Below are 12,500 nucleotides of genomic sequence, written 5' to 3' on the forward strand. Positions count from 1 at the left end.
ACCCCCCGGTGCCAGGACCCGACGCCCCCCTCGTACATGCGAACGGCGGGTTACTCCGTCCGCAGCCCGTCCGCCCGCATCAGCCGCCACAGCACCGGCATGCTCAGCAGCGTCACGGCCGCGATCAGCCCGAGGCCGATCCCGACGACGGGCAGGAACGCCCACCAGTCGTTCACCGGCTGCCCGCCCATCTTCAGCAGCACGAGGCCGAGGCCGAGACCGCCCGCCACGGCGAGCACGAGCCCGAGGAGGATCGGCACCGCCGTCTGCCACAGCACCGACCAGCACAGGGTCGAGCGCCGGGTGCCGAAGGCGACCAGCGAGGAGAGCAGCCGCTTGCGGTCCCTGAGCTGCTCCAGGGTCGCGACCAGGAGCGAGGCCGCCACCAGGAGCATCGTCAGGGTGGAGCCGACGAGGATGCCGGTGCGGACGCTGGAGAACGCCGCGTCGCGCTCGGTGTCCTTCAGGGTGCGCACCCAGGACGTCGGATCGATGGCCGCCGCCGTGTTCCGTACGTGGTCGGCGGCGTCGGGCACGGCCGGGTCGAGCCGGACCATGGCCTGGGCGTCGGGCTCGTCGAGCAGGGCGGTGTCGATCGCCGACGGGGTGGCGAGGACGCCGTACTCGTACATGCCGGTCGGGTCCGGGCGGGAGTCCACGATCCGGGCCGTGGTGGGGATGCGCCACTGCGGCAGCGGGGCGCCCTTCGGGCGCTGCGGCGCGCTCGGGTGCGGATGCGGGTCGCGCAGGGCGACCGTGGCGCCGGGCCGCGCCGCCCTGGTGACGAAGGAGTCGTCCGGGTTGCCCTGCGCGCCGTGCGCGAGGAAGACGAAGACGTCGCCGTCCGTGCAGGAGGGAAGCGTGGCGAACTCCCGCAGGGAGGCGCAGTCGCCGACCCGGATCGAGGACATCGGGGCGAACTCCTCGCCCTCCTTCAGCGGGCCGGGCCGCCACACGCGCGACTCGACGATCCCGATCACACCGGCGACGCCCTCGGTGCGCCGGAAGCGGTCGATCATCCCGCGCGCGTCCTCGGCGTCCCTCGCGTCGGCGCCGAACGCGATCTGGGCGCGGGAGGTGTCCTCACTGCTGACCTGCGTGAAGTCGTTCTCCATCGCCTGGAAGAGCATCTGGAGCGCGATCGCCCCGGTCGCCGCGACGACGATCCCGCTGACCGCGCGGGCCGCCGTGCCGCTGCTCAGCTGGAGCCTGCGGACCGCGAGCTGCCAGGCCACCGGGCCGGCGTGCAGCCGCTTCACGCCCGCTTCGACGAGCCACGGCAGGAGCGTGGTGAGGCCGATCAGGGCGAGCGTGGTGCCGGTCACGACCCCCACGGAGTCGATGCCGGTCTGCGTGATCCGGACCTCGCCCATGAGCGGGACGAGGAAGGCCGCGCCCGCCGCGAGGAGCAGGAGGCGCCACCACAGCCGGCGGCGGCGCGGGGTGGAGGTCCGGACGACGCCGAGGGGTTCGATCGCCACCCCGCGCAGCGCGAAGAGGGTGACCACGACCGAGGCGACCGGGACGACGGCGAGGACGAGCACGGTGAGCGTGGCCATCGGCACGACGTCGCCGGGGTAGGCGTTGACGTCCCAGATCGTGAAGGCCCCCGCGAACTGCCGGGCCACCGCGAAGAGTCCGAGGCCCACCAGGAGGCCGAGCAGTGCGCTCGCGAGGGACTCGCCGGCCGCGATCCGCCGGGTCGTGGCGGTGTCCGCGCCGATCAGCCGGAGCGCCGCGAGCCGCCGGTCGCGCTGCTCGCCGCCGAAGCGGACGGCGGTCGCGATGAAGACCAGCACCGGGAGGAGCAGGACGACGCAGGCGACGACGACGAGGAGGATCAGGAACGCGTTCATCGGTTCCTCCGGCACCGACCAGCCGTAGCGCGTGCCGCGCCCGTCGAGGTTCTCCGCGTCGAGGAAGTCGACGTGGGCGACGTACCGCAGTTCGGCCGGGCCGATGAGTCCGGCGGGTCCGATCGTGCCGACGGCCTCGTAGGGGAGCCGTTCCTTGAGCAGGGCGCCCTCGGGGGAGTCGAGCAGTGCGCCGAGCGCGGGGGAGACCAGCATCTCGCCGGTCCCGGGGAAGGCCTTGGCGCCCGGCGGGAGCGGAGGCGCGTCGCCCTCGGGGCGCAGCAGCAGACCGCTGATGACGTCGTCGCGGTAGACGGTGGTCCGGCCGAGGTGGAGAAAGGAGTCGGGGCGGGGCGAGGTGACCTGTTCGCTGCCGTCGACGGCGCGGACCGACTCCCGTACCTCCCGCTGGAAGAGCATGTTCGGGAAGGAGGCGGCGAGCAGCAGCAGGGCCACGCCGAAGCCGACGCCAGTTGCCGTCAGCAGGGTGCGGAGCAGGCCGGAGCGGCCGCCGGTGACCGCGAACCGGGCGCCGAGCGTCAGGTCGCGGGCCCAGGTGCCGAGGCTCATGCCGCCCACTCCGAGTCCCGCACCGAGCCGTCCCGTACGACGACCTCGCGGTCGGAGTACGCGGCGACCCGGGCCTCGTGGGTGACGAGGACGACGGCGGCGCCGGTGTCCCGGGAGGCGTCGGTGAGGAGCCGCATGACCCGCTCGCCGTTGAGGGAGTCGAGCGCGCCGGTCGGCTCGTCGGCGAAGATCACGCGCGGCGCGGTGACGAGGGCACGGGCGACGGCGACGCGCTGGCCCTGGCCGCCGGATATCTCGCCGGGGCGCTTGCCCGCGACGCCGTCGACCTCCAGGCGGGCGAGCCATTCGGTGGCCCTGGCCTCGGCCGCCTTCCGCCTCTCGCCGTTCAGGCGGAGCGGGAGGGCGACGTTCTCGGCGCAGGTCAGCTCGGGGACGAGCTGGCCGAACTGGAAGACGAAGCCGAAGTCGGTACGGCGCAGGGCGCTGCGGCCGGCGTCGGAGAGGGCCGTGAGCTCGCGCCCGTCGTAGGTGATGGTGCCGGCGTCGGGGCGGACGATTCCGGCCAGGCAGTGGAGGAGCGTGGACTTGCCGGAGCCGGAGGGGCCCATGACGGCGACGACCTCGCCGGCCCGGAGCGCGAAGTCGGCGCCCGCGAGCGCCGGGGTCGGGCCGTAGGCCTTGTCCAGGCCGGTGGCGCGCAGGAGCGGGGCGGAGCTCATCGGCGGACCTCCTCGGCGAGCGCGTCGAGGCGGGCGGCGGTCAGTTCCAGCCAGCGCAGGTCCGCTTCCAGGTGGAAGAGGGCGTGGTCGCAGATGAGCTGGTCGGCGAGGTCGCCGTCCCGCTTGCGCCGGGTGAGCTCGCGCATCAGACGCAGGTGCTCGCCGCGCTGGGTGTCGAGGAGCTCGGCGGCCCCGCGGCCGGTGAGCAGGGCCAGGACGACCTTGGTGTAGAGGGTGGAGTGGAGGTACGGCTCCGGCTTCTCGGGGGTGGCGAGCCACCGGGCGACATCGGTGATGCCGGCCTCGGTGATCGCGTACCGCTTCCGCTCCGGGCCGCCGCCGGCCTCGATGCCGTCGACGACCACGAGGCCGTTCTTCAGGAGCCTGGACATGGTCGAGTAGACCTGGCCGTAGTGGAGCGGCCGGTCCTGGCCGAACTTCTCGTCGAAGGCGCGCTTGAGGTCGTAGCCGTGGCGCGGTCCGGACTCCAGGAGCCCGAGCAGGGTGTGACCGATGGACATGAACGTCACTGTACACGGGGTGTATACGTGCGGTGTATAGCGACGTGTCCGGCCGCCTCGCACCACGTGTCCGGCCGCCGTGCGCCCACGCGTCCGGCCGCCGCGCACCCACATGTTCTGCTGACGATCACCCACGTGCGCGGCCGCCGGTCACTAAGCGGAACGAGTCCCTCACGCAACCATCCGGTCCGCCCGAGCGTCGGTTCCTCTGGGCGTGGGTGCTGATTCTCACGTCCGGAAAAGACGTGATCGGTTGTCCTTTGTCCGTCTCGTCGGTGTTAGCTTGCTGAGCTGATCCGGCGCGGACGGGCTCAGCACCGAGGGCGCCGGACACACGACGAGCGGAGCGACGGGACACATGGGCCGACCGGACAAGGGCAAGGCGAAGAAGCGCGGCATACGCCGCCTCTTCACCTGGAAGAAGCTCCTGGGCACCTTCTTCGTGTTCTGCCTGCTCGGCATGGGCGCCCTCTACGTCGTCTACCTGATGGTCCCGGTGCCGTCGGCCAACGCCGAGGCGACGATGCAGAGCAACATCTACAAGTACTCCGACGGCAAGATCCTCGCCCGCACCGGCAAGATCAACCGCGAGATCGTCGGCCTGGAGAAGATCCCCCTCCAGGTCCAGAAGGCGTTCGTCGCCGCCGAGAACAAGTCCTTCTACAAGGACCACGGCGTCGACATCATGGGCACCACCCGCGCCGCCTGGAACACCGTCACCGGCAAGGGCAAGCAGGGTGGCTCGACGATCACCCAGCAGTACGTCAAGAACTACTTTCTGAGCCAGGACCAGACGGCGACGCGCAAGCTCAAGGAAATGGTCATCGCCATCAAGGTCGACCAGAAGATGAGCAAGAGCGACATCCTCGCCGGGTACATGAACACGAGCTACTACGGCCGCAGCGCCTACGGCATCCAGGCCGCCGCCCGCTCGTACTACGGCGTCGACGCCACCCAGCTCACCACCGCCCAGGGCGCCTACCTCGCCTCGCTGCTCCAGGCGCCCAACCAGTACGACTGGACCTCCGCGAGCACCACCGGCCGCAAGCTCGTCGAGGAGCGCTGGAACTACGTCCTCGACAACATGGTCGGCGAGGGCTGGCTCAGCCCGTCCGAGCGCGCCGGCCTGAAGTTCCCCGTCCCGCAGAAGCCCAAGCCAGCCCCCGGCATGGAGGGCCAGACCGGATACATCGTCGAGGCCGCCAACCAGGAGCTGATGCGCCAGGGCGTCAGCGAGGAGGACATCAAGGCCGGCGGCTGGACGATCACCCTCAACATCGACGAGAAGAAGCAGAAGGACCTCGTCAAGGCGGTCGACAAGCAGCTGGAGGACAAGCTCGACCGCAAGGGCGACGAGAAGCAGGCCACCGTCCAGGCCGGTGCCACCTCCGTCGACCCGAAGACCGGCGCGGTCGTCGCCCTCTACGGCGGCGTCGGTGCCACCGAGCACTGGATGTCCAACGCGACCCGCCGCGACTACCAGCCCGCCTCCACCTTCAAGCCGATCGTCCTCGCCTCCGCCGTCGACAACCGCGCGGTCACCCAGGACGGGCGGAAGATCGGCCTCGGCACGATCTACGACGGCACCAGTCAGCGCCCGGTCGTCGGCAGCCCCATCAAGTTCGCGCCGGAGAACGAGGACGACGAGAGCTACGGCCCCGTCAACGTCCAGAAGGCCACCAACAGCTCGATCAACTCGGTCTTCGCCCAGATGATCGTGGACGTCACCCCGGCCAAGGCCAAGAAGACCGCCCTCGCCCTCGGCTTGAAGGACGGCGCCGGCTTCCCCGAGACCCCCGCCATCTCCCTGGGCACGATGGGCGCCTCGACCATGGACATGGCCGGCGCCTACGCCACGCTCGACAACCACGGCAAGAAGGTCACCCCGACCCTCGTGAAGGCCGCCGAGCACAAGGACCGCACGGTCGACGGCGCCCAGGCGATCGGCGACCAGGTCATCAGCCGCGAGGCCGCCGACACCGCCACCCAGGCCATGACGGGCGTCGTGCAGAACGGCTCCGGCTTCCGCGCCGCCGGCGACTACGAGGCCGCGGGCAAGACCGGCACCTCCGAGAACAACCGGTCCGCCTGGTTCGTGGGCTACACCCCCGAACTCGTCACCGCCGTCGGCCTCTTCGGCGAGGACGCCAAGGGCAACCAGGTCACCCTCACCGACACCATCAACCCCGGCCGTGCCAACGGTGGCCGCACGCCCGCCCAGATCTGGGGCGACTACACCGAGCGCGCGCTGAACGGCGGCTCGGACGCCTCCTTCGACCTGGAGACCGACGGCGCCGCCCCGGACGACACGCTGCCGGAACCCACCCGGACCACCGAGAGCCCGGACCCGGAGGAGCCGACCGAGGCGCCGACCACGGCCCCCACGGGCCCGACGCCCCCGCCGACCTCGACGGCCACCACGCCGCCGCAGCCCACGGGCGACCCCGTCACCACGCCGCCGGAGCCCACCCAGGAGCCGACGGCCACCGAGGAGCCGCCGACGGCCCCGCCGACGACGATCCAGCCGCCGGACGCCGGTGGCGACCCGGGCCTGGACAGCACCACCCGCCCGCCGCGCTGACGACACGACCGAAGGCCGGACCCCCTCGTGGGGTCCGGCCTTCGGTCATGGGGTGGGGGCTCAGGTACGGGTCGCCAGCTCGAACCAGACCACCTTGCCGCCCGAGAGCCGGGTCGCCCCCCACCGCCGGGCCAGCCGGTTCACCAGGAAGAGCCCGCGGCCGCCCTCGTCCGTGTCGCGCGCCCGCCGCTGCCGGGGCAGCTGCGGGGAGTCGTCGCCGACCTCGCAGCGCAGCACGTCCGTACGGAGCAGCCGCAGCGTCACCGGCCGCTCCGCGTACCGCACGGCGTTCGTCACGACCTCGCTGATCAGCAGCTCGACCGAGTCCGTCAGCTCCTCCAGGTCCCAGCGGGCGAGCGCCCGCCGGGCGAGCCGCCGGGCCCGCCCCGGGGCCGCGTCCTCCGGCTCCAGGAACCAGTACGCCACATCGCTCGGCGCGATCCCGTCGAACCGGGCCGCGAGCAGCGCGATGTCGTCGTCCCGGTCGCCCGGGCCCAGCATGTCGAGGACGTCGTCGCAGAGCGCCTCCAGGGGCGGCGAGTGGTCAGGACCCGTCAGCTGCGCGGTCGCCGCGAGACGCTCCCGCAGCTGCTCGATCCCCGTCCACACGTCCCGCAGCCGGGACTCGACCAGACCGTCCGTGTAGAGCAGCAGGGTGGCGCCGGCCGGGGCGTCCAGCTCGACCGCCTCGAAGTCCACCCCGCCGACCCCGATCGGGGCGCCGGGCGGCACCCGCAGCACCTCGGCACGGCCGCCCAGGTGGAGCAGTATCGGCGGCGGATGGCCCGCGTTGGCGACGGTGATCCGGTGCGAGACCGGGTCGTACACCGCGTACATGCAGGTCGCCATCCGGTCCTGGCCGAGCCGCTGCGCCTGCTCGTCCAGGTGGTGCAGGACCTCCTGCGGGGGCAGGTCGAGACCGGCCAGGGTCTGCGCCGTGGTGCGCAGCTGGCCCATGATCGCCGCCGACGTCATGGAGTGGCCCATGACGTCGCCGACGACCAGGGCGACCCGGCTGCCGGGCAGCGGGATCGCGTCGTACCAGTCGCCGCCGACCCGGGCCGTCTCGGCCGCGGGCAGGTAGCGCGAGGCCAGCTTGACGCCGGTCGGCTGCGGCAGCGAGTCCGGCAGCATCGTCCGCTGGAGCTCGTCCGCGATGTACGCCTCACGGCCGTACAGCACGGCCTTGTCGATGCCGAGCGCCGTGTGCGTGGCCAACTGCGCCGCGACGAGCAGGTCGTTCGGCTCGAAGCCGGCCCGCTCGGGGCGGCGCAGGAACACGGCGGCGCCGATCACCCGGCGCCGGCCGCGCAGCGGCGCGAGGACCGCGCGCAGCCCGCCGGGCAGCGGGTGCTCGGGGCCGAGCAGCTCGGTCAGCGCCGCCTTGGCGGCCGCGGAGTCGCCGAAGACCGGCCGCACCCCGCGCAGCACCTCGGCCAGCGCCCCGCCGGACCGCACCTCGCAGAGTTCGGCTGCGGGGGTCGGATCCGGATCGGGTACGAGGACGAGCTCCTCGCCCTCCAGATCGCTTAACCGGAGCCGGTCGGTGCGGCGCAGCCGCAGCACGAACGGCGCCACCGGCCGCTCGTCGCCCACCGGGAGCGGGTCGCGGAGGTAGACCAGGATCTCGTCGGAGAAGGTCGGCACGGTGGCCCGGCACAGGCCGAGGACGATCTCGTCCAGGTCGATGCCGCGTGCGATGCGCCGGGTCGCGGCCCCGACGAACCGCAGCCGGTCGCCCTCCCGCCGGGCCGCGATGTCCCCGCCGCGGACCCCGGCGCCGGGGTGCTGCGGGGAGACGGCGACGGCCACGGCGCCGGGGGTGCCGGGGTGGCCCGTACCGCCGGGCGTGGTCGGGTGGTTCGTACCGCCGGGCGTGGTCGGGTGGTTCGTGCCGCCGGGGTGGTCGGCACCGCCGGGAGCGCTCGGGTGACCCGTACCGCCGGGGGCGTCCGGGCCGGTGGGTGGCGTGGGTGACTTGGGCGCTTCCGGGCCCGGAGTCGCGGGGGCCGCCGGGCCGCCCGACTGGGCGGGCACGTCGGAGGGCAGGCCGGCCGCCGCCTCCTGGCGAGGGCGCGCGCGTTCCTGCGACCGGGCAGCCAGGGGCTGCCGGCCTTCGTGGGAGGTGGGATGCTCCGTCACGCGTGGGGTTCCGTCCGTCCGGGCCGGTGGTGCGATGCACTCGCTCTTCTCGCCGATGCCGCGCCTTCGGCGGGGGTAAACCCCTCGTATGCAGCGGATCTGGACGTTCCGCGAGCTGCGGCAACGGCAGGGGTCGGAACACCCGGGCGCACGTCCGGCACTGCTCTCCCCCTCGTGGATGACTTCTGGTCAGGTCCTGCGCTGTGCTGAGTCGTTGACGTGCTGTTCGGTCGGTCCGTCGTGGAGTCCGGTGCGTCTCTGCCGTGCGGAGGACGATCCTACGTTTGAACCCCGGGGGCGCATCAAGGGTCTCACGGCGCCGTGTGCACCGGAGTGCGATCCCAGTCCGCCGGCAGCTCCGGGACCCGCCATGCCGGATCGGGCCGCCACTCCTCCCAACCGTCCGCGAACGGCGTCCCCCACGTCTTGATCCGCTCCACCGCCCGCTCCCCGGCGGCCCGCACCCGGGCGGCCTGAGCGGGGCTCATCAGGCCGGAGCGCTGGGCCTGCGCGAACTCGTCCTCGTCCCGCCACAGCCAGCTGCGGTCGGGGTAGACGGAGATGTCGAGGAAATGGTCCTCGGAGTCGAGGCCGCCGGACCAACGGGTCCGCGGCTCCTCCAGGTTCACGTACCAGCTGCGGAAGCGCCAGCCACGCTCCCAGAAGAGCCACACCGACCACGGTTCGCCGGGCCGGGCCAGCTTCAGCACCCCGCTGCCGGCCCAGCGGGCGCGCTCGGTGGTGCGCGGGGCGGTGTACCGGGTGGCGAGCGGCTCGTCGTGCACGGAGGTGCCGTCGGCGAGGACGGGCCGGACGCACTCGGTGCCGGGCGCCATCCAGACCGCGAGCAGTTCAGGCGTGTCCTGGACGACCGTCACCGGCCGGCAGATGTGCACCGCGCCGGTGCCGTTGCCGCGGTAGCGCCAGAGGATGTGCTCCCCCGGCGCCCAGTGTGGAGAGCCGCCCGATCCTGTCATGCGCAGATCTTAGGGGCGCGCTCCCACGACCGCTGCGGCACAGATCACGGAGGAGTCGGCTACCGGCCGGTCGCTACCGGCCGGTCACCTGGCGCCGCTTCCGCGTCAGGACGGTCCTACGGGTGCGTCATCCGCAGCACGTCGAGCGCCTCGTCGAGCTGCTCGACCGTGAGGTCGCCCCGCTCGACGTAGCCGGACTCGATGACCACCTCGCGGATGGTCTTCCGCTCGGCGAGGGACTTCTTCGCGACCTTGGCCGCCTCCTCGTAGCCGATGTGCTTGTTCAGCGGGGTGACCACGGACGGCGAGGACTCGGCGTACTCGCGGGCGCGCTCCACGTTCGCGGTGATCCCGTCGACCGTGCGGTCGGCGAGCAGCCGGGAGGCGTTGGCGAGCAGCCGTACGGACTCCAGGAGGTTCTTCGCCATCACCGGCAGCATCACGTTGAGCTCGAAGTTCCCGGCCGCTCCCGCCACCGCCACCGTGGTGTCGTTTCCGGTCACCTGCGCGGCGACCATCAGGACCGCCTCGGGGATCACCGGGTTCACCTTGCCGGGCATGATCGAGGAGCCGGGCTGGAGGTCGGGGAGGTTGATCTCGGCGAGGCCGGTGCGCGGGCCGCTGGCCATCCAGCGCAGATCGTTGGCGATCTTGGTGAGGGAGACGGCGATGGTCCGGAGCTGCCCGGACGTCTCCACCAGGCCGTCGCGGGCGCCCTGGGCCTCGAAGTGGTCGCGGGCCTCGGTCAGCGGCAGCCCGGTCGCGCGGGCGACCTCCGCGATGACGGCCGCGGAGAAGCCGGCCGGGGTGTTGATGCCGGTGCCCACCGCCGTACCGCCGAGGGGGAGCTCCGCGAGCCGGGGGAGCGCGGCGCGCAGCCGCTCGGCACCGTACCTGACCTGGGCCGCGTAGCCGCCGAACTCCTGGCCCAGGGTGACCGGGGTGGCGTCCATCAGATGCGTACGGCCGGACTTCACCACCGACGTGAATTCGGCCGATTTTCGCTCCAGGGCGGCGGCCAGGTGATCGAGGGCGGGGATCAGGTCGCGGGTGACGGCGCCGGTGGCCGCGATGTGGATGGAGGAGGGGAAGACGTCGTTCGAGGACTGCGAGGCGTTGACGTGGTCGTTGGGGTGGACCTCGCGCCCCTCGGGGAGCCGCTCGGTGGCGAGGGTGGCGATCACCTCGTTGGTGTTCATGTTGGACGAGGTGCCCGAGCCGGTCTGGAAGACGTCCACGGGGAAGTGCTCGTCCCAGCGCCCCTCGGCGACCTCCTCCGCCGCCGAGACGATGGCCTCCGCGCGGTCCTTCTCGATCACCCCGAGCTCGGCGTTCACCTTGGCGGCGGCGGCCTTGATCCGGGCCAGGGCCTCGATGTGGGCGCGCTCCAGGTGTTGGCCCGAGATCGGGAAGTTCTCCACCGCCCGCTGGGTCTGGGCCCGCCACTTGGCGTGCGCGGGCACCCGCACCTCGCCCATGGAGTCGTGTTCGATCCGGTAGCCGTCTTCGTTGCTCATGGTCTGTCAACCTCCGATAGAAGATGAGCACTTGTCTTGTTCGATGTATTCCCAAGGCGCGTACCGGCCAGTAAAAACCGTGGGTAACCCCACTTCCAGGAGGCGCAGTGAAGCGCACCAGGTACAGACTCCGCTGGCCCGTCGCGGCCGTCGCCGCCGCCGCGGCGGCCCTCGGCAGCATGACCGCCGCCGCCCCCGCCGGCGCGGCCGACACGAGCACGACGACCGGAATCACCTCCGTACCGCTCTCTCCCGAGCTGGAGGCGATCCGGGCAGCCGAGGCGACCAAGATCTACGGCAGCCCCGAGGAGCGCCCGCTCGCCGAGCGCAGGACCGGCCTGATCTCGCTCGGCGACAGCGAGATCTCCGGCGAGGGCGTCGGCACGTACGAGTCCCCGACCAACGGGCCCACCAACTGGTGCCACCGCTCCCCGGACGCCGCGATCCACCGCACCGGCATCCCCGCGGACCTCACCTTCAACGTGGCCTGCTCCGGTGCGTACACCGGCAACATCCGGATCGGAGGCTCCAAGCAGTACGCCGACGAGCTCGTCCAGAGCGACAACCTCGCGGTCAAGGCCCGCAACACCCGGATCAAGATGGTCCTGCTCGTCGCCGGCGCCAACGACGACCTGCAGTTCGGGCCCGTCATGACCGACTGCGTCGAGCGCTACGTGCTCATCCAGGGCACCTGCGAGCCCAAGTACGCCCCCGGCTGGCAGGCCCGCGTCGACGGACTCGTCCCCAAGGTCGAGCAGACGGTCCGCGACCTGAAGACCGTCATGCGCGACGCCGGATACGCCGACGGCGACTACAAGCTCGTCGTCATGGGCTACCCCAGCCCGATCGGCCCCGACTTCTACGACAACCCGAACTTCCCCGGCAAGCTGATCTGCGGCGGCATGGGATACGACTCCGACACCAAGTGGGGCCGCAACACCGCCGTTCCCGCCTTCGAGCGCGGCATGCGCACGGTCGCCGCCGACACCGGGGCCGTCTTCCTCGACAACTCGCGGCTCTTCAACGGCCACGAGGTCTGCATGGAGGACACCTGGGCCCGGGGCCTCTACATCGACCTCTCCAAGCCCGGCGGCCTCGACGAGAACTCCGTACGCCAGTCCTTCCACCCCAACAAGAGCGGCCACGGCGCCTTCGCGTCCTGCCTGACCCAGATCTACAACTCGGGCCTGCGCGAGGCGAGCTGCGCCGACGTCAACTCCTCCGGCACCCCGACGCTCTTCCCGGTCGCCTGGGACGACGCGTACAAGCCCCTGAAGAACCAGGCGACCGGCAACTGCATGGACGTCAACGCGGCCGAGTCCGCCAACGGCACCGCCGTCCTCGGCTGGGACTGCCACGGCGGCCGCAACCAGGGCTGGTGGTACGACTCCACGCGGCAGACCGTCCACACCCAGCTCACCCAGGACCGCTGCCTGGACGTGCCGGGCGCCGTCTACCAGGCCGGCAAGGCGCTCATCATCTGGAACTGCAGCGGCGCCGCCAACCAGAAGTTCATCCGTGACGGCGCCACCCTCCGCCCCGCCGCCTCGGCCGGGCTGTGCCTCACCCAGGGCGCGGCGAAGGAGCCGATCCGGCTCCAGACCTGCGACGGCTCCGCGAACCAGAAGTTCGTGTAAGGCCCCTTCGTGTAAGGCCTTC

8 protein-coding genes are annotated in these 12,500 nt (G+C 72.2%); 2 read left to right on the forward strand and 6 right to left on the reverse strand.

Annotation, left to right across the window (positions count from 1 at the left end; translation table 11 throughout):
• Positions 1 to 50: 50 nt before the first annotated feature.
• Genes ACN9M0_RS23645 through ACN9M0_RS23655 form a run of 3 tightly spaced genes read right to left on the reverse strand, consistent with a single transcriptional unit; the run spans position 51 to position 3,624 of the window.
• Positions 51 to 2,423 carry an FtsX-like permease family protein gene (locus ACN9M0_RS23645; RefSeq protein WP_426404155.1) on the reverse strand — a complete coding sequence of 791 codons (2,373 nt, stop codon included), beginning with the start codon at positions 2,421 to 2,423 and terminating at the stop codon, positions 51 to 53.
• Positions 2,420 to 3,103 carry an ABC transporter ATP-binding protein gene (locus ACN9M0_RS23650; RefSeq protein ID WP_399701182.1) on the reverse strand — a complete coding sequence of 228 codons (684 nt, stop codon included), beginning with the start codon at positions 3,101 to 3,103 and terminating at the stop codon, positions 2,420 to 2,422. Before ACN9M0_RS23650 ends, ACN9M0_RS23645 begins: the two co-directional genes overlap by 4 nt.
• The gene (locus ACN9M0_RS23655) at positions 3,100 to 3,624 is read right to left on the reverse strand and encodes a PadR family transcriptional regulator (RefSeq protein ID WP_366036269.1); all 525 of its coding nucleotides are present in this window, start codon (positions 3,622 to 3,624) and stop codon (positions 3,100 to 3,102) included. Before ACN9M0_RS23655 ends, ACN9M0_RS23650 begins: the two co-directional genes overlap by 4 nt.
• A 358-nt stretch (positions 3,625 to 3,982) precedes the next feature.
• Between ACN9M0_RS23655 and ACN9M0_RS23660 the strand changes: the two genes are divergently transcribed.
• Positions 3,983 to 6,205 carry a transglycosylase domain-containing protein gene (locus ACN9M0_RS23660; RefSeq protein ID WP_426404156.1) on the forward strand — a complete coding sequence of 741 codons (2,223 nt, stop codon included), beginning with the start codon at positions 3,983 to 3,985 and terminating at the stop codon, positions 6,203 to 6,205.
• A 60-nt stretch (positions 6,206 to 6,265) separates the two neighbouring features.
• On the opposite strand, the gene ACN9M0_RS23665 is transcribed toward ACN9M0_RS23660, so the two are convergent.
• From ACN9M0_RS23665 to ACN9M0_RS23675, 3 genes are all read right to left on the reverse strand, one after another.
• Positions 6,266 to 8,347 (reverse strand): SpoIIE family protein phosphatase, encoded by a 2,082-nt coding sequence (locus ACN9M0_RS23665; RefSeq protein WP_399701178.1) that lies wholly within the window; start codon positions 8,345 to 8,347, stop codon positions 6,266 to 6,268.
• Between the two features lie 311 nt (positions 8,348 to 8,658).
• The gene (gene fomD / locus ACN9M0_RS23670) at positions 8,659 to 9,324 is read right to left on the reverse strand and encodes a cytidylyl-2-hydroxypropylphosphonate hydrolase (protein ID WP_426404157.1); all 666 of its coding nucleotides are present in this window, start codon (positions 9,322 to 9,324) and stop codon (positions 8,659 to 8,661) included.
• 116 nt (positions 9,325 to 9,440) lie between these two features.
• Entirely contained in the window at positions 9,441 to 10,841 is a 1,401-nt protein-coding gene (locus ACN9M0_RS23675) for a class II fumarate hydratase (protein ID WP_426404158.1), read from the reverse strand.
• 107 nt (positions 10,842 to 10,948) lie between these two features.
• Between ACN9M0_RS23675 and ACN9M0_RS23680 the strand changes: the two genes are divergently transcribed.
• Positions 10,949 to 12,478 (forward strand): ricin-type beta-trefoil lectin domain protein, encoded by a 1,530-nt coding sequence (locus ACN9M0_RS23680; protein ID WP_426404159.1) that lies wholly within the window; start codon positions 10,949 to 10,951, stop codon positions 12,476 to 12,478.
• The last annotated feature ends 22 nt before the right edge of the window (positions 12,479 to 12,500 follow it).

The sequence above is a fragment of the Streptomyces sp. R-07 genome (assembly GCF_049913175.1).
Lineage (GTDB): Bacteria > Actinomycetota > Actinomycetes > Streptomycetales > Streptomycetaceae > Streptomyces.

Bases quoted from the DNA above. Each gene is read 5' to 3' on its own strand.
- ACN9M0_RS23675 (WP_426404158.1), bottom strand. From the start codon at position 10,841: ATGAGCAACGAAGACGGCTACCGGATCGAACACGACTCCATGGGCGAG.
- ACN9M0_RS23645 (WP_426404155.1), bottom strand. From the start codon at position 2,423: ATGAGCCTCGGCACCTGGGCCCGCGACCTGACGCTCGGCGCCCGGTTC.
- ACN9M0_RS23655 (WP_366036269.1), bottom strand. From the start codon at position 3,624: ATGTCCATCGGTCACACCCTGCTCGGGCTCCTGGAGTCCGGACCGCGC.
- ACN9M0_RS23660 (WP_426404156.1), top strand. From the start codon at position 3,983: ATGGGCCGACCGGACAAGGGCAAGGCGAAGAAGCGCGGCATACGCCGC.
- ACN9M0_RS23650 (WP_399701182.1), bottom strand. From the start codon at position 3,103: ATGAGCTCCGCCCCGCTCCTGCGCGCCACCGGCCTGGACAAGGCCTAC.
- fomD (WP_426404157.1), bottom strand. From the start codon at position 9,324: ATGACAGGATCGGGCGGCTCTCCACACTGGGCGCCGGGGGAGCACATC.